The following is an 18407-nucleotide window of genomic DNA, read 5'->3' on the forward strand; positions in this document are numbered from 1 at the left end:
GGTACAAGAGTTAATAAGCAGGTCACTTACATGTGATTTGCTTTTTTTTTACTTCAAAACAAAAATAAGCGAATTATGCATAGAAAATGTCATTCAACATTACAACAACACCGATAAACGACATTTTATATTACAAAATATGCCATTTTTTATTTACAGATGCACCTTAACCAATATTAATTAAACGACAAAACAAGTTACAATTCACATTTTTGTGTGAAATTCCATAATTCTTTAGAATTGTTCCATAATAGTAAACGAAGCTTTCAGTATTTTTACTAATTGGCCACGATCATTTTATGATTTCTTGAATGATTTCAAAATGATTCCTAAAACCTCTCAATTGCTGACAGGGTTAAGAAAGGATTTTGGACGATTTCATTTTGAGCTTATTAAATTATCTAAAATTGATGATTTTAGTTTTATTACAGATGAGTATAGAAATTATTTGCAAATTATTTGGGATGGTGGGAGTGGTCAAAAAATTCTAGATGTAAACTTACACAAAAAGTATATTAGTGCATATCAGGCTAGTAAACTCATGGGGACCAAGTCGATTAATTTTTCAACCTTAATTACTGAAGGTTTAATAGAAGGCAAAATTGTTTTAAGGCCGTCTAAAAACTTAATATTAATCGATAAAATCCTCTTTAGAGAATTATAAAAAACAAAGGGATTTATCCCTAAAGAGTAATAGAAACCAGATCGAAGAAGAAACAGCAAAAAAACAAGGGTTTATTACAGTGAGAGATAGTAAAACCCAGTATATAATCAAAGAGTCCTTGATATATCAAGGGCTTTTTCAATCTGGAAGTAAGAATCTATAACGAATATATACATTTATTTCATTAACCTACAGGCTTCTCCCTAACAAGGTACCGACTTGTTTAGCCATGAAGTGTGGCGGATAGGGCATGCCGTTTCTGATCCACCATTCGATAACACCTGCATAAGCGGTCCCTGCATATTGCAGCATAACATCATCCATTAAATCTGTATTTTTTCCGCTGTCTCTGTCAATTTCACCCTTGAATCCTTGTATAAAAGAAGCAAGAAGCCGAGCTCGAAATGCAGCGGGAGCCCCAGTACTTGCGAGCATGGTTGAAAAAAACAAATAATTCTTCTCGAAATATTCAAAGTAAGGTACAAGAGCCTCGTTCCAATCCAGCTTACAAGCCCACTCATCCATCTCCTCTAATTCATCGAAGTGTGTTTGAATGAGTTTATCCAATAAATCAAATTTATCCTGATAATGAAGATAAATGGTTCCTCGATTTAGGTTAGCCCGATCTGAAATATCCTGAATGGTTATATCATCGAAATTTTTTTCAGTCATCAGTTCAATAACAGCTTTTTTCAAAGATTCCTGCGTTTTAAGGATGCGCCGATCTGTTTTAGCCATTGTATATTCACCAAACTTTCTAAGATACTTAACACATTTCGCAGTTCTGTTGATATATCAACAGATTGCGTTACTTTAACCATTGAATTTACGTGCTTGATTATATAATAATAGACACTAGTTGGTTAATCAAATTTATTTTTCTAATCAAATTCGATTGATTAATCATTTCAATTTGATTTATTGAAAGGAGACAACACACATGTGCAAAACTCGCGTTCTAAGTATTTCAGAGGCCAAAGCGCCCTTTGAAAAGACTACGATTGAAAGACGACAATTACGACCGGATGACCTGTCGATCGATATTAAGTTTAGTGGCATTTGTCATTCCGATATTCATAGTGCACACGGGGACTGGGCAGGCGGGATTTTCCCAATGGTGCCTGGTCATGAAATTACTGGGGTTGTAACGGCAGTTGGGGAGAAGGTCACGAAATTTGCTGTAGGTGACCGCGTTGGTGTTGGCTGCTATGTGGACTCTTGCGGAGAGTGCGAATACTGCCTCCGAGGAGAGGAGCAGCATTGTTTAAAAGGCTTTGTAGCTACTTATAACTCCTTGGACTATGATGGCAATCCAACCTATGGCGGTTACAGCCAAAACATCGTTGTTACTGAAAGGTTCGTTGTGCATATCCCGGATGGTATGGAGTTAGATGTAGCCAGTCCGCTTTTGTGTGCCGGTATTACCACTTACTCCCCTTTGAAACGTTGGAATGCCAGCCCAGGAAAAAAGGTTGCTATTCTGGGGATGGGTGGGTTGGGCCACGTTGCGATACAGTTCGCCCATGCGATGGGAGCAGAAGTTACAGTGTTAAGCCGTGCGAAAGATAAGAAAAACGAAGCGTTAAGTTTTGGTGCAGATTATTATTTTTCAACGCTCGATCCGGAAACTTTCAACTTGCTAGCCGGCCGATTCGACCTGATTCTCAACACCGTATCCGCCAACATTGACGTCGATTCGTACTTATCGCTACTTCGTGTAGACGGAGCGCTTGTTAATGTCGGAGCGCCCGCGGAACCGAGTCAATACAACGTGTTTTCCCTAATCATGAGTCGCCGCAGTATTGCGGGGTCCTTGGTTGGCGGACTTGCGGAAACACAAGAGATGCTTAATTTTGCTGCCGCGCATGGCATTCTGCCTCAAATTGAGATTATCCGTGCCGAGCAAGTAGACGAAGCGTATGAGCGAATTCTGCGTAGTGACGTGCGATACCGATTCGTTATCGACATATCGACTTTATAGAACGAATGGACGATAAACTTAAAAATCATTCGCTCCGATTGGCTTTAATACTGGCCGCATTTTCAGCATTGGGACCATTTACAGTCGATATGTATCTTGCGTCGCTTCCGCAAATCATGGATTTTTTCGGAAGTAACGCATCCATGATTCAAGCGAGTTTAACAGCCAGCCTACTTGGTTTAGGCTTAGGCCAGATGGTCATGGGACCTTTAAGTGATAGGTATGGAAGACGTACCCCATTGCTGATCTCCATGGTTCTTTATATTGTTTCATCGTTTGGTTGTGCTTTAGTACCCAATATTGAATCTTTCATCGTTTTACGCTTCGTCCAAGGGGTGGCAGCTTCGGCCGGACTTGTGATTTCTCGTGCGATTGCTCGGGACAGATATAATGGGGTCGAATTGACGAAGTTTATCTCTCTGCTCACGATGATCAGCAATGTCGCTCCATTATTATCCCCAAATGCCGGAAGCGCCGTCACATCTTTCAGTTCATGGGTTGGTGTGTTTGTTTTTTTGGGGCTTCTAGGAATACTATTAACAGGGATCACAACATGGGGGTTAGAGGAAAGCTTACCTGTACAGCATCGTGTCCAGGGAAACTTCAAGGAATTAATGAGGAACTATACTCGTCTGTTTCACGATCGAACATTTATGGGATATGCGCTTGTTAATGGTATTTTGTTCGCCGGTGTATTTGCCTTTGTTGCCGGCACTCCGTTTATTTATCAGAACATTTTTGGTGTGTCGCCGGGAATATTTTCGCTCCTGTTTGCTATGAACGGTCTTGCTATTATGATTGGAGCGCAAATTGTCAAAGGTGTGGTTGGCCAGCTAACGGAGCGCAGTATATTTCGTATCGGGTTATCGCTGTCCTTTATTTCTACTTCCGCAATCCTGATTACAGTTCTCTCTCATGGATCTTTACTAGCAGAATTTGTTTCAACCTTTTTATTTGCTATATCCATTGGGATTATTGGACCGGTTTCTATTACCTTAGCGATGGAAGCGCATGGAGAAATGGCGGGGAGTGCGTCTGCCGTGCTAGGCACCTTTCAATTCGCACTAGGAGCAGTTACTTCCCCACTTGTGGGAATCGCAGGTGAGTATTCAGCCATCCCTTTTGGGATTGTTATATTTACAACCAGTGTACTGGCCATCGTTTCCTATATCGTCCTCATTAGGAAGGCGGAGACTGTAGGCGTTGTAAACAATACGAAAAAAAATTCATAACTCAAATGGAGGAATATAGAAAATGGAAATCAGAAAGGTCGGGTCCCAACCTTCGGGCAAAGGACCATCTGAATATTTCACTGGTACGGTTCGCATTGATCCACTGTTTGAAGCTGCAGCTCCTGCTCGTGTAGCAGGAGCAAGCGTTACGTTCGAGCCGGGTGCGCGGACAGCATGGCATACGCATCCACTGGGTCAGACGTTAATCGTAACAGCAGGTAAAGGATGGGCTCAGCGCTGGGGAGGTCAAATTGAGGAAATAAGTCCTGGTGACGTGATTTGGTTCCCGCCTGGCGAGAAACACTGGCATGGAGCTTCGCCAACCACAGCTATGACGCATATAGCGATTCAAGAGCGTCTGAACGGAAAGGCTGTTGAATGGATGGAAAAAGTCAGTGATGATCAATACCAGTCCTAAGCACGCGAATGCTTCATAAATACCCGTCATATGACGAACGAAGTTGCTGTATAGATCGTATTTGACAGGATAAGGCAGTTTTAAAAGAGCGTAATTTAGGCTAATTAGTTTGACAATGGAATTGTGATCGATCCAATTGCAGCGTTGACTGACGAAATAAATTTCTAATACTGTTACACTTTTTGTGCAATAAGACTTGCCTCAATGTACTTTGGGGCAACTTGTTGTTTTCTCATTTATAAGTCAATTCAAAAGGAGAGGAGAAAGCATGATTGTAACAAACCTAAGTAAAAGGATTAAAATAACGACGATTCTAGGGATCTCTTTGACTTTTGTCATGGCATCATGCTCGGCAAAGAATATGGCATTCGGGCAATCGCCGTTTTCCTCGCATGCTGGCTCCTGTAATTCTAGTTGGAAAATGGGTAAAGAATCCACCTATGTTGACGGCGTCCATACGGCGACAGGTAACTACGGGAGCCGCGATTCGTTCATCTCAGTAACAATCACACTGGTTGACGACATTATTAAAGGCATCCAGATCACACCTTATACTACGGATACGGTATCTCTCGACTTACACCAGCACTTTAGCGACGTGATCCCGTCGAACTTCGTCGGGAAGCATATCGACGAAGTTAAAGTGAACGAACTTGCAGAATCCAGCATAGCCGCTGACGCGCTCAACGAAGCGATCGATCAGATAAAGCAGCAGAATCGGATAGGGCCGACGACACGTAAGAAATAAACTCCTTTTATAAAAAAGGAAGTGGGGGGATTTCAATGTCGCACAATAAACAAGTAGCCCTTGTCACAGGCGCGAATCGGGGAATTGGATTTGAGCTTGTCAAACAATTAGCCTTGAATGGTTTTGGGGTTATTTTAGCGAGTCGTGATCTAGAAAAAGGCAATGAAGCAGCCCAAAGTCTTAAGCAGTCAGGTTTGGACGTTTCTTTTGTACAAATGGATGTCGATGATCAAGACAGCATCCGCCAAGCCTCGCAGACCGTGAATGAAACATTTGGAAGATTGGACGTTTTGATTAATAATGCCGGCGTGTATCTGGATGAGAATGAACTGTTTATGACGATGGATCCTTCCATTCTGGAGAAAACGATGTCAACGAATTTCTTCGGTGTCTATCATGTCATCCGTACCTTTATACCGCTAATGGAAAAGAGGAGCTATGGGAGAATCATTAATATATCATCGGAGTATGGAATGATGAACGAAATGTCGCAGCGAGGAGTTAGTGCATACAAATTGTCAAAGCTTGCCCTTAATGCATTGACGCGATTGGCAGCTGCAGAAATCCAAGGCGATATTAAAATCAATGCCGTCTGTCCGGGATGGGTGAGTTCTGATATGGGTGGTCCAGCTGCTCCTAGAACACCTAAGCAAGCAGCGGAGTCGATCCTTTGGTTAGCAACGATTGGGCCCGGTGGACCGCAAGGAGGCTTCTTCAGAGATGGAAAAGCAATCGACTGGTAATGAAGTACTCTTATTCCTTCATGGGCTTGAAATAATCAAACCTAGCATCGGATAGTAAATATGAATGAATTTACGGTAATCATTCAAAAACTGAATTAAGAGGGGATGCCAACAGGATGAAAAAATCTTTACTTCTCGCTTTTGTGACGGCCATCTCCCTTGCTGCTTGTGGCGGTAAAGAAGAGTCTAAATTCAAAAGAGATGATAATGTGAAAAATAACAGTAGCACTAATCCAACGGATATGATTACAGAAACGAAGAACCAGGCTACCCAATCATCTACTTCATTGACCACAGATAAGCTTGAATCGAAAGATGTGAGGGTCAAATTGATTTTTGATAATGAAGAATTCATTGTAAAGATGTATGATAATCCGACAAGCCGGGATTTTTTGACAAGGCTCCCGTTGACACTCATATTTAAGGAGTTTGGCGGCTTCGAAAAATTGAGTATTTTGGATAAAGAATTGTCTACGGAAAATGCACCGTCAGGAAGTGTTCCGGAAGTTGGGGATTTCGGTTATTACGCTCCGTGGAAAGATGTGAACATGTATTATAAAGAGTGGAACTATTCGAGCGGACTTGTCAAACTAGGAAAGATCGAATCGGGGATCGAAGAAGAGTTTACTAAAAAGCTTCAAGATATGAATGGTGATTTCGCGGTAACTATTCAGCAAATGAACTAAATTTCCGCTCCTATGATATGGGGCTTTTCTGCTTGGTCGTATTCGAAAACACGGGAGTTATTGACACTTTAGCGCAATGAGGGGCGCTGAAGGTCAAGTGAAGGCATATGTGCAGGACAACGTAAACGTAGGTATTGGCAAGGAAACACAATCGATAATTACCAACTGCCATCCCTATACAGGCTTTCAGCGAACACTGAATGCATTAGTAAGCTTTAATTAATTTATTCCAGAAGTTTAATGATACATTACACCCTATAGAATCAAACATCATGGCAAGGTACAACAAAAATATAACCATGCAAAGGAGACAAAAACATGTTTAACGAAACTTACAAATTATCAAATGGTGCAACAATTCCAAAATTAGGGCTAGGTACCTGGCTGCTTGACGATGAACAGGCTGAACAGGCAGTACGTGATGCTGTATCCATCGGCTATCGCCATATTGATACTGCTCAGGCTTATAGGAATGAAGCCGGTGTAGGCAAGGGAATCCGTTCCTGCGGTGTCGCAAGAGAAGAACTTTTCATTACGACAAAGGTTGCTGCAGAAGCAAAGAACTATGATGCAGTTACGCAATCCATTGATGAGTCTTTAGCAAAAATGGGGCTAGACTACATTGACCTTCTAATTATTCACAGCCCACAGCCTTGGAATGAGTTCCGTGAGGAGAACCGTTATTTCAAGGAAAACAAAGAGGTATGGAGAGCCATGGAGGATGCATATAAGACAGGCAAAGTAAAGGCAATCGGTCTTTCTAACTTCCTTCAGGACGATGTAGAGAATATTCTTGCAAGCTGTGAGATTAAGCCTGGGGTCAATCAGATCTTGGCTCATGTGAGCAATACGCCATTGGAGTTAATTGAATTCTGCCAGAAGAATGACATCATAGTCGAGGCATATTCACCAATTGCACACGGTGCAATCCTTGATCACACAGAGATTAAGGCAATAGCTGATAAGTATGGCGTATCTGTAGCTCAGCTTAGCCTACGGTATGATATCCAGCTTGGTCTTGTAGTAATTCCGAAGACAGCAAATCCAGAACACATGAGAATCAATGCAGAGCTTGATTTTGTTATCAGCGATGCAGATATGGAGACTTTGAAGAATATTGAGGTCATCCAAAATTATGGTGAGCATAGCTTCTTCCCGGTTTTTGGGGGAAAAATAAAGTAACTTGATCAGCAGCGAATACTAATATTAATGATTATTGGAGGCGTAACAAAGGAATGAGAGGGCAATGCCCCGTTGAGACATGGGAGTGAAAACCACCATGGGCGGCGTGGAGAAGGCGTGCAGTTTATGGGAATATATAGGATGTCAACCTCACCCTCTGTTTCAGTGAAGTGTTTGTGATAACAGTAACTGTTTGAAAGTGAGGAAACAGTCAAATGGAGTATGTGAAGCTTGGAAATACCGGCTTGGATGTATCGAGGATTTGCCTAGGCTGTATGGGGTTTGGCGAGGCTGGCAGGTGGATTCATCAGTGGGTGCTAGATGAAGAGAACAGTCGTCTAATAATAAAAAAAGCTCTTGAGCTTGGGATCAACTTTTTTGATACTGCGAATGTATACTCCGACGGAACAAGCGAGGAGATTTTAGGACGGGCGCTGAATGATTTTGCCAATCGGGATGAACTCGTCATCGCAACAAAAGTACACGGCCGTATGCATGAAGGTCCTAATGGTGCCGGTTTATCCCGAAAGGCAATAATGAGTGAAGTTGACAAAAGCTTAAAACGTCTGGGAACCGATTATATTGATCTGTATCAGATTCATCGCTGGGATTACCATACGCCGATCGAAGAGACGATGGGGGCTCTACATGATGTGGTGAATGCTGGAAAGGTACGTTATATCGGTGCTTCGGCTATGTATGCATGGCAGTTTTTGAAAGCCTTACATGTAGCCGAGAACAATGGATGGACCCGGTTTATTTCGATGCAAAATCATTTAAACCTTATCTATCGTGAAGAGGAGAGAGAGATGCTTCCGCTTTGCAAAGCTGAGAAAATTGGTGTAATACCATATAGTCCGCTTGCTGGAGGAAGATTGACAAGAAGTTCAAAGGAATCAACACATCGCTCCGAAACAGATCAAATTGCAAAACAAAAATACGATGCTACATTTGATGCCGATCAATTGATTGTGAATCAGATCGCTGCAATTGCGGAAAAACGTTCAGTTTCCCGCGTTGAGATCGCGCTTGCCTGGTTGCTACAAAAAGAACCAGTAACTGCGCCTATAATCGGTGCAACAAAAATATCTCATCTCGAAAATGCGGTAGCTGCTCTTTCCACTAAATTAACCACAGAAGAAGTTGCTATGCTGGAGGCGCCGTATGTTCCTCATCCGGTAGTTGGACCACAGTAGTATATAAGCAATTTGAGAAATTTGATCTTTCGCAGGATACCCTCCGATATTATAAACGTATCGGATTAATTCCTCAAGTGATCGTCCACCATGGCGGGGGAGGGATTAAAACGGGCAACATTCCTATTATGAGGAAATATGACGTTTTAGAAAACAAAAAGGCTCCTTATGATGTGTAAGGAGCCCAAAACTGGCAAGCGACCGGATCCAAAAACAAACCAAGGATTATGATCGTCTCGTTCTTTATCTTGTGGAGCATAAGACCCCATAATTGGAAGGATATTTAGTCGATTATTTTGCATATGTAGAACCTATCCAGGAAATTTGTAACGGTATAAGGAATACTTTAGAAAAACATCTAAAACAAGTAGATCAGGAAGAAGAAATGGCTTTGAAAATGATTAATGAAGCCGCTGTATGGCACACATTTGAATGTATAAGAAGGTATTATAAAAACCAGGCAAACCTCTTTTAAACTTGCATCACATGTTGCTGCTTCCAATAAGAGGTACTATTTAAAGGCAATTGATTAAATAATCAACGGAAGTACGTTTGTCCCTATTAGACTTGTCAGTGAAGCATTAGGCGCTGAAGTCAAATGGGATGCCTCAAACAAAACAGTCGTAATTACAGCCAATTAATAACAATATTGAAGGAATGATTAGGATCAAATAACGCTTTGTATAATTATGCATACGTAGAATTATTTCTAAATATTTTTTCTAACGAAATCTGCAACAAAAACTCATTTTCGCCGTGGGCTAGTTTAATTTCTAATCAATTCTGAAACAACAAAAACGGAGCGCCGCGGGTTTGCGGGCTCCGTTTTCTAATTAATTATGGAATATCACATTTTTTTTTTTTGTGAAATTCCATAATTAATTAGAATTGTTTCAAATATCTTTGGAATATTTATTTTATAATTCGTTGGAATGAAATATTTATGCAAAAAAATTGAATAAAAATACAACAAGGGTAGGCGAATATGAACATAGCCTACCCTTGTTGTATTTTTGTTAATGGAGAGATTATTGAAATGAGGTTTTCTAACCAATTAGAAATGTATTCGAATGAATCTTTTGAAGGATACCTTCATCGTTTAGCAATCATCAACCACCGTATGATCAATGACTTTGACTTGGAGTAACAGTTAATATTCGAAATTGTTCTTCCCAAGTAAGAACAGAGTAAGCTATTCTTATAAAAAAAAGTATGGAGGCTCATATGTTAAAAGTACTAGTGGCAGAGGACGAACCATGGATCAGAGCGGCTATTGTCGAAGCGGTAGAAAGTATAGGACATGACATTAAAGTAGTAGGGGATGTTACGAACGGCGTTGAAGCTTGGCACGTGATTCAGCAACTGTGGCCAACTGTATTAATAACGGATATTATGATGCCGGAAATGGATGGACTGGAATTGGTTCGAAATATTTCGGAGAACAAAATCCCGATGGCCGTTATTATCATTAGTGGTTATGAAAATTTCCAATATGCGCAAAGAGCAATCGGTTACGGTGTGAATAAGTACCTGCTTAAGCCTGTCAATCGGGATGAATTGCGGGAAGCTGTGTTGGATGCGATGGGGAAATTAACGGAAATTGAGAAAATGAATCATTATTTGATTCGTATCCAAACCTATTTCGATACTATCAATGATTTGGATCCTAAGGAGGGTATAAAAAATATATACAAACTTATTGATGACATAAAAATCATCAAACATTTGAACTATGGCGCTTACTTAAGCTTGCTTCGTATTATTGAGTCCAAAATCTGCTCTTTGCTGGCCAGCATTGAAGCGGAGCATATGACAAAGTCTCAATTCAACGGGGTTCCCGATCAAGAAATTCGAACGCATCTGGGCAAATTGGTGGAAGCCTGGTTTCTTCATCCGGAACGTAATAAAAAGGAATTCAAACAAATCATTAAATCCGCATGCGATTTTATTCGTGACCATTATCAGGATGACATCACACTGACGCAAATGGCGGAGTATACAGATTTAAGCATCTCTCATTTCGGCTCCCTCTTCAAAAGATATACCGGGGAGTCGCTGATAAATTATATCAACCAAGTGCGAGTGGAGAAAGCGAAGGAGCTTCTTCGAAACTCTAAAGATAAAATATACGCAATTGCCGAAGAAGTTGGATTCTCGAGCCAAACCTATTTTATACGAGTTTTTAAAAATATGGTGGGGATGTCCCCCAATGAATATCGGAAGAATTTGGGGATATGAACATGAAACAATTTCTCTATCGCATGTCCTTAAAACAAAAAAATCATTCTAAGTTTTATCAGCATAGCCATGATCGCAGTACTGTTAATGAATTACGTCTCTCATTATTATTACAGTCGCTCGACCCAGCAGGATTTTTACAACATCGCAGAAACCACGACCGAAAGTCTTAATCATCAATTGGAAATCTATTTTCAGCAGATCGCTAAATCCACGTACGCCATGAATGCAGGGGTATTACGCTATTCAAGTCTACTCCTACAGCAAGGGGACTCGAGCCTAATTCAGGATTGGCTTCGAGACGGGTCCTCGGTGGGGGCGGAAAAGCAAGCTATGATTAAAGAGATCCTCAATAAGTATATTGCGATTAATTATTCGGAGATCGAGAACATTTATTTAATGTCAAAGGATCGAAGCGTTTTGCAGTCGTCAGGTACGACAACCGATACCGAATTGGCAAGACAACCGTGGTATCAGATGCCTCTCAACACCGATTTGGAAATATTCCCCACCATGTACAGGGAAGGTGGCAATATTCCTCTTATTGAAGCTGCCATTCCGATTTTTGACGTGAATAATACAAAGATATCGGGCCGCCTTGTGCTGCAAATGAGATTGACAGAGATCAAGAATATGATCGGGAACATGCGCATCGGCAAAACCGGTTATATCTTTATGGTGTCTTCAGATGGAAGAATCGTCTATCACCCTAACTCTACTATGCTCTCATCTCCTATTGAAGACACGGAGCTTTCCTGGCTTACGCTAAGTGAGCCAAACTCACTACAGGAATGGCGGGGGGAAGAATATCTTGTTTCCTACAGCATTTCAAACCTGACTGGATGGAAGACGATCGCATTAGTGCCGCTGAAGGAGATGGCGACAGGCCTGGTAATAGCTCAAGTTTCCGCCGTCGTCGTCATGGCGCTGCTCATTCTGCTTATTATCATAGCTGTTCCGATTGCAGCTAATCGGATTACGCGTCCAATGATGCAGCTGAAGAAAGCGATGGAAAAGATGCAGACCGGTGATTTATCCGTCCGAGCGCCTGTTACGCCAGGGCGTGACGAAATACAACTGCTGAGTGTAAGTTTTAATCGTATGGCGGAGAGGCTGAACGAGCTCGTCAATACGGTGTACAGTATGGAGCTCAAAGAGGTCCAGATGCAGCTGCTTCAGAAAGAGGCGACGATCCAAGCGCTTCAAAATCAAATCAACCCTCACCTCTTGTACAACACCTTGGATATCATCAAGAGTATCGCTTTCCTGAATGGGGTTCCTAAGATAGAGAAAATGGCAGGGAATTTAGCATCCTTATATCGATTTACCGCAAGGCTGGAGCAGAAGGAGATTAGTCTTGAGGAGGAGCTGGAGCAGCTTAAGAAATACCTGGAGATTATCCATATACGTTTTACCAAGCATTTCGAAAGCAAAGTTTATGTGGATGAGAAATATTTGCACGCACGTATTATCAAGCTGTCTTTACAGCCCATTGTCGAGAATGCCGTGAAATATGCAGTTGAACCCCGTAACGGGAAGGCCGCTGTGCTGGTCAGTGCTTATCCGGACGGGAATGACCTGATTATAGAGATTGCGGACAACGGTGTAGGTATGGATGAAACCATTTTACGCAACCTGAAAGAACGGCTGGCATCCATTACGAATCAGACAGATCAGAGAATGAAATCGTATGAATCGCTTGGACTCACTAACGTTCACCATCGGTTGGTGCTTTATTACGGAAAAGGGTATGGCATCGACATCCACTCCTTTCCTAAGCAGGGGACAGTCGTTTCGGTGAGAATTCCGTTTCACAAATCGTATAACATTTCGTGAGATTGTACAATTTTTTGGGCTAAGGGAGGCTATATACTTAACATTGTCAAGAGAATATAACCAAGGGGAGTGTTACTCTAAATGAAGCTAATGAAGACGATTACAGGATCCCTCCTGGCCCTTAGCCTGATTGCAGGTTGTTCATCGGGCAATAACGGTGGAAACGCACCGAGTGTAAGTACATCGTCAGATGCCGGAAAAAATTCAGTAAGAATCCCGATCACGATGCCCGCACAGTATTGGGGTGGTCCGAAATGGGCGGAAGACCACCCTACTATCAAGTATTTAAATGAAAAATTTAATGTTGACATTAAGCTTCAGCTTATTAACGGCCCTGAGTACGAAGAGAAGCTGAAAGTTATGGCAGCGTCGGGTTCTTTACCGGATTTTTACAAAGTATACAGTGATACCTATATAGCCTGGCAGCGTGAAGGCGCGTTCGTGGATTTAACGGGAGAACTAGCGAAATATAAGAACCTAAGCGCAGCTTTCCCGATGGATCTTGAAGCGATGAAAGTACTGAATCCGAGTGGAAAGCTGTACGGTCTCCCTGAAATTAGCTGGACTGTAAGAGATTCGGTGCAAATCCGACAAGACTGGCTGGATAACTTGGGGATGAAGCTTCCTTCCACAGATGAATTTACAGTCGACAAGTTCTATGAAATCGCCAAGGCGTTCGCGAAACAGGATCCTGACAAGAACGGCAAAAATGACACGGTCGGCTTTGCAGCCAATAACATCGCTGTCCGTAATGCATTCGGCATCGCAAACCAGTGGACCAAGAAAGATGGAAAGCTGATCCCGCACCAGATGCAAGTTGAGGAATATAAAACTTATCTTGCCTTCATGAAGAAGGCTTATAGTGAAGGCGTGTTGGATCAAGACTTTGTGCTTCGCAAGTCGACGGAAATTGAAGATTTAATCAAGTCGAATAAACTGGGTCTCTTTACGTACCATAACAATTACATTGAGATCGAAGGAGCGGTCAAAAAGACATTCCCGGATTCGAAACCGGTTATCGTTCCCATGGCTCCGCCTGCGGGACCTACGGGACTTCGCGGAAACACGAATAATGCGGTCGGCATGATCAAGGTGGTTATTAACGCGAAGGCGGGTAAGGAGAAGATCGATCGCATTCTTCAAATCCTTGATTGGTGGGTCACAGAGGAAGGTACGAAGGTCATGAAGAATGGTGTCGAAGGTATCCATTATAAGAAGAACGCAGAAGGCAAGTACGAGATCACCGATAAGTGGGAGCCTGAGGTGCCGCGCCACCTGAACAGCAATCTGTTTAAGCGTCCGGGTACGGATTTTAACCTCTATCTATGGACTAGCCCAGCAGAAGTTAAACGGAATGAGGATTACAAAGCCCTCGTCGAAAAATATCCGTGGCCGAATGCCGCTATGGGACTTGAAGTCTATTCGGAGACTTACAAGAAGAAAAGCGCTGATTTGAACGCAAAGTTTCAAGAAGCAATGTACAAAATTATTTTAGGTGAACCGGTCGAATCCATTGAAAAGGCTTCCAAGGACTGGCTTGCAAATGGCGGGGAACAAATCATAAAAGAAATCAACGAAGCAGCGGTACAGAAATAACGACTTTCACGAGCTTCAGTTTGCACAGGCCGCATTTTTTTTGCGGCCTGTCCTACTCTTCACGCTCATGTTACGTTGGACTAGGAGGTAGAGAAATCTATGAATCAAACGGTATCACACACGAATACCGCAGGAGCCCGATCGATTCCTTTGGCGAAAACAAAAGCAAAGTACCTAAAACGAGCATTCCCGTTTTATTTGATGATCTTTCCGGGGCTGTTGTATTTCCTGATCTTTCGATACGGTCCGATGTTCGGTCTATTCATCGCATTCAAGGATTATTCACCGTTCCAAGGCGTATGGAAGAGTGAGTGGATCGGATTCGACCATTTCGTTCGATTATTCTCTGAGAGTGACTTCTTGCTCTTACTTAAAAACACATTAATTCTAAATCTTCTGGATATCGTAATTGCTTTCCCATTCCCGATTCTAATCGCAATTTTACTCAATGAAGTGAGATTTAAATACTTTAAAAACGCTATCCAAACCATTTTGTACGCGCCGCATTTTCTATCATGGGTCGTCATTGTAGGAATCACGATGTTATTCTTCCGAGCGCAAGATGGCGGCGTAAACATGATGTTGGAAGCTTTGGGATATGACCGCATCAATTTGATGACGGATCAGCAATATTTTCGCTGGGTTTGGCTATTTCACAATATTTGGCAGGGAGCTGGTTGGGGCGCGATTATTTATTTAGCGTCAATCGCTTCTATCGATCCAGCATTGTATGAAGCAGCCAGGGTGGATGGAGCAAGCAGGCTTCGCCAAATCTGGCATATTACCTTGCCATCGCTGAAAACCGTTATTCTGATCATGCTTATTCTGCGGGTTGGAAATTTTATCGATGTTGGCTTCGAACATATTTTCCTGCTGCAGAATCCAATGAACCTTCAAGTGTCGGACGTTTTTGAAACGTACGTATATCGCCAAGGACTTGTACAAGGCGATTTCAGTTATGCTACCGCGATCGGCTTGTTTAAATCCTTCGTAGGACTCGTAATGGTCTTAGGTGCGAATAAAATCGCGAAGCGGTTCGGAGAGGAGGGGGTGTATTAATGGTGAAACGCATTTCGAAGGGCGACCTCGTTTTTACGTGTCTCCTATATGTTTTTCTTATCATCTTCACGATTTCGATTCTGTTTCCGCTACTGTACGTAATTACGACTTCGTTCGCTCCAGTTCGAGATTACTACACGCGGGGCTTCTTTCTCCTCCCAAGCTCTTGGACATTGGAAGCCTATCAATACTTATTGAACAATCCCGGTTTTATTAGCGCGTTCAAGAGTTCAGTGATCATTACCGTTGTCGGAACGCTTATCAATATCACCCTTACTTCTTTGATGGCATACGGGTTATCGGAATCTTGGATTAAGGGCAGGTCTGTCATTAACTTCTTAATCTTGTTTACGATGCTATTCTCCGGCGGCCTGATCCCGACTTATTTAATCGTGGACGGACTTGGACTCACCAACACCTATTGGGCGCTTTGGCTTCCAGCGGCAATCGCCCCTTTTAATGTGATCGTTATGCGCAGCTTCTTCGCGGCTCTTCCTAACGAACTTAAGGAATCGGCGAGAATAGATGGCTGTGGGGAGTGGAGGATGTTCGCAACAATTATCCTGCCTTTGGCGAAGCCGGCGATCGCAACGTTTACCTTGTTTTATCTTGTTGGGAACTGGAATACTTATTTTTCGGCCGTTATCTATTTAAATGACGATTCAAAGTGGCCGCTTCAAGTATTCTTAAGACAAATGTTGATCCTTAATGATGAGAAAACCGGTCAATTGAACGAAGTATTATTTACTTACACCCCGGCTGCGCGTATGGCAGCAATTTTGATTACGGCACTGCCGTTACTCGTCATCTATCCGTTTCTTCAGAAGCATTTCAATAAGGGGATGTTCGTAGGTTCAGTTAAAGGATGACTGATTACGCAAGAGGCCTTGTCTCGGGAGAGGAGGAACGAGATGACGTCATGATCCAATACGCAGTACACGAGAATCACTGCTCGGAGTGGTCGGGGGCTTATTGCTTATTGCATCCGATTCGTACAGAACGGCGGCATAACAGAGCTCCACATTGCTGCGGGCGATGATCTTGCCCTCGTCTACGGTAAAACTGATATTAATCAAGATCGCAAATAAGTCATGAAAATGCTTAGATCTATAAGCTTTTCCTGATAAATATTTTTCGATGAATAATATTTATCTATAAACCGTATTAAGGCTGAAATTTTTTCTAACGAATTCTGCAACAAACAGTTATTTTCGCCGAGTCGAACTTTAAATCTAATCAATTCTGAAACAACAGAAACGGAGCCACGCGAGTTTGCGGGCTCCGTTTTATAATTATTTATGAAACATCACATTTTTTTTTTTTATTTTTTTTATTTTTCATGTTTTTTTGCCACTATTACTACAATTACAAAGAGAACACTATTATTTCAAATTCACGCCGGTTTCAAATCATGACTATTGTCATTTGCATCCTGTTTTCCCTCCGTATATTCCCTGTAGAATATCGGCTACAAAATATTCGAATTCGTAAGGATTGTTCTTTATAAAGTTGCTAGTGAGGTCTGTTTGTTTAATTCGTCTTCTTTTTTAAATCGATAATACAAACCCATTGCAATTGTTTTATACATTTGGTTATTCGTATTAAGTAATTTAGTGGAAAGTGGGCGGAGCTGCAAGCTATGCAAGGCATAAACTTGGATCGATTCAGATCATGAAAAAGCAGATGGGATACACCTCATCTGCTTTTTTAATAATATTCATTTCGGAATTGTTTTCGGCTTTCTAATACTTTTCTTCGGTATAAGCCTGGGGTAACGCCAGTAAACTTCTTAAATAACTTATGAAAATAAGGTAAACTCTCATAACCGCAATTGTGGGCGATCGTATCAATACCTAAGTTGGTAGTTAAAAGCAGCTCCTTTGCAGTTGAAATTCGCTTGGCATTCACATAGTCAGTGATATTCATCCCGGTTAATTGTTTAAACGCTCTAGATAAATGAGCGGCTGATACTGAAGAGTGCTTAGCCAAATACGAAAGTCCAGCGATTTGGTCAGTGTGAAACTGATCTAAGTGTTGAAGTATGTTTAGTAACCAGGAGGGACAGACATCGGACGCGGCCAGTTGATGATGGGATTCTTTTAATATCAAACGATTTATGATGATCAAAAGGCTATTTAAATTCAGTTGAACAGCGTATCTAAAACCAGCTTCGTGTTGTTCCAATTCTTCATGCATTTGTTTGAGTTTTTCTTCAAACAGAGGGCGTATGGTTGCTGGGACAACAAGCTTATAGCTCTTATATTTTCGGGCTCGGTCAAAAACTTGCATATTCGTAAACGAATCAGCTGATGAATAATGTCCGATCAGTTGCGGATCGAAAAAGATAGCAGTGGCCGTAATAGGAGATTCAGAATCTGGCAATGCCTGATGGATGGTATTGCCAGGAATGATGAAGAGGTCTCCTTCATTCATCTCATAGAGCATTTGATTTAAGAAAAACGTACCTTTTCCACTATAAACATAAACTAATTCAAAGCGATCATGAAGATGCTCTGGTAGTTCACGGTTCGGTGTCTTTTTGTCCTTAAATACAATGTCAAATGGCAAGAGGGGGTCGTTAATAAAGTTTTTTATTAGCGGTTTTTGCATTTTCCGAACCTCCCTAGATCATCTCACTTCATTAATTTGTCTTATTTATAGAATATCAAAATAGAGTATGTTTTTGCAAAGGTAAAGAATTAACAAATGCCGTAATCCTGGTACAATAATAGGTGTGCGCACCGAAGTCAAGGAGGCTATGCATGCTAAAAAATTGATGCCATTAAATTTTTGGAGTATGCAGCGGAAAGATTATGGATGGATTACAC

General features: G+C 41.7%; 17 protein-coding genes. 15 read left to right on the forward strand and 2 right to left on the reverse strand.

The features are described from left to right. The first annotated feature begins 322 nt into the window (after positions 1 to 322). Positions 323 to 664: a hypothetical protein gene (locus QFZ80_RS06480; RefSeq protein WP_307557898.1), complete on the forward strand. Its 342-nt coding sequence runs from the start codon at positions 323 to 325 to the stop codon at positions 662 to 664. 189 nt (positions 665 to 853) lie between these two features. Here QFZ80_RS06480 and QFZ80_RS06485 read toward each other — a convergent pair whose 3' ends face one another. Continuing rightward, positions 854 to 1402, reverse strand: coding sequence for a TetR/AcrR family transcriptional regulator (locus QFZ80_RS06485; protein ID WP_307557900.1), 549 nt, complete (start codon positions 1400 to 1402; stop codon positions 854 to 856). 202 nt (positions 1403 to 1604) lie between these two features. Here QFZ80_RS06485 and QFZ80_RS06490 point away from each other — a divergent pair, with 202 nt between their 5' ends. The 14 genes from QFZ80_RS06490 to QFZ80_RS06555 all read left to right on the forward strand — a co-directional run bounded on the left by QFZ80_RS06490 (position 1605) and on the right by QFZ80_RS06555 (position 16448). Further along, positions 1605 to 2645 (forward strand): NAD(P)-dependent alcohol dehydrogenase, encoded by a 1041-nt coding sequence (locus tag QFZ80_RS06490; protein WP_307557902.1) that lies wholly within the window; start codon positions 1605 to 1607, stop codon positions 2643 to 2645. A gap of 5 nt (positions 2646 to 2650) precedes the next feature. Then, a complete protein-coding gene (locus QFZ80_RS06495; RefSeq protein WP_307557904.1) occupies positions 2651 to 3877 on the forward strand; it encodes a multidrug effflux MFS transporter in 1227 nt (408 codons plus the stop codon). A gap of 22 nt (positions 3878 to 3899) precedes the next feature. Next, positions 3900 to 4295: a (R)-mandelonitrile lyase gene (locus QFZ80_RS06500; protein WP_307557907.1), complete on the forward strand. Its 396-nt coding sequence runs from the start codon at positions 3900 to 3902 to the stop codon at positions 4293 to 4295. A gap of 268 nt (positions 4296 to 4563) precedes the next feature. Beyond that, positions 4564 to 5043 carry a hypothetical protein gene (locus tag QFZ80_RS06505; RefSeq protein ID WP_307557909.1) on the forward strand — a complete coding sequence of 160 codons (480 nt, stop codon included), beginning with the start codon at positions 4564 to 4566 and terminating at the stop codon, positions 5041 to 5043. Between the two features lie 35 nt (positions 5044 to 5078). Continuing rightward, a complete protein-coding gene (locus tag QFZ80_RS06510) occupies positions 5079 to 5786 on the forward strand; it encodes an SDR family oxidoreductase (protein WP_307557911.1) in 708 nt (235 codons plus the stop codon). Between the two features lie 116 nt (positions 5787 to 5902). Next, entirely contained in the window at positions 5903 to 6472 is a 570-nt protein-coding gene (locus QFZ80_RS06515; protein ID WP_307557913.1) for a cyclophilin-like fold protein, read from the forward strand. A 318-nt stretch (positions 6473 to 6790) separates the two neighbouring features. Continuing rightward, entirely contained in the window at positions 6791 to 7654 is an 864-nt protein-coding gene (locus QFZ80_RS06520) for an aldo/keto reductase (RefSeq protein WP_307557916.1), read from the forward strand. Positions 7655 to 7869: 215 nt separating this feature from the next. Next, complete coding sequence (locus QFZ80_RS06525) at positions 7870 to 8850, forward strand: aldo/keto reductase (protein WP_307557918.1); 981 nt, start codon at positions 7870 to 7872, stop codon at positions 8848 to 8850. A gap of 536 nt (positions 8851 to 9386) precedes the next feature. Next, positions 9387 to 9491, forward strand: a complete 105-nt coding sequence (locus QFZ80_RS06530; protein WP_307564049.1) for a stalk domain-containing protein — start codon at positions 9387 to 9389, stop codon at positions 9489 to 9491. 583 nt (positions 9492 to 10074) lie between these two features. Then, positions 10075 to 11088, forward strand: a complete 1014-nt coding sequence (locus QFZ80_RS06535; RefSeq protein ID WP_307548080.1) for a response regulator transcription factor — start codon at positions 10075 to 10077, stop codon at positions 11086 to 11088. Positions 11089 to 11175: 87 nt separating this feature from the next. Further along, positions 11176 to 12924, forward strand: a complete 1749-nt coding sequence (locus QFZ80_RS06540; protein WP_307557920.1) for a sensor histidine kinase — start codon at positions 11176 to 11178, stop codon at positions 12922 to 12924. An 81-nt stretch (positions 12925 to 13005) separates the two neighbouring features. Further along, positions 13006 to 14520 (forward strand): extracellular solute-binding protein, encoded by a 1515-nt coding sequence (locus QFZ80_RS06545; RefSeq protein WP_307557921.1) that lies wholly within the window; start codon positions 13006 to 13008, stop codon positions 14518 to 14520. Positions 14521 to 14619: 99 nt separating this feature from the next. Continuing rightward, complete coding sequence (locus QFZ80_RS06550; RefSeq protein WP_307557923.1) at positions 14620 to 15579, forward strand: ABC transporter permease; 960 nt, start codon at positions 14620 to 14622, stop codon at positions 15577 to 15579. Then, the gene (locus tag QFZ80_RS06555) at positions 15579 to 16448 is read left to right on the forward strand and encodes a carbohydrate ABC transporter permease (protein WP_307557925.1); all 870 of its coding nucleotides are present in this window, start codon (positions 15579 to 15581) and stop codon (positions 16446 to 16448) included. Before QFZ80_RS06550 ends, QFZ80_RS06555 begins: the two co-directional genes overlap by 1 nt. Before the next feature lie 838 nt (positions 16449 to 17286). Here QFZ80_RS06555 and QFZ80_RS06560 read toward each other — a convergent pair. Next, entirely contained in the window at positions 17287 to 18189 is a 903-nt protein-coding gene (locus QFZ80_RS06560) for an AraC family transcriptional regulator (protein ID WP_307548071.1), read from the reverse strand. Positions 18190 to 18407: the final 218 nt, after the last annotated feature.

The sequence above is a fragment of the Paenibacillus sp. V4I7 genome (assembly GCF_030817275.1).
In the GTDB taxonomy this organism is placed as follows: domain Bacteria; phylum Bacillota; class Bacilli; order Paenibacillales; family NBRC-103111; genus Paenibacillus_E.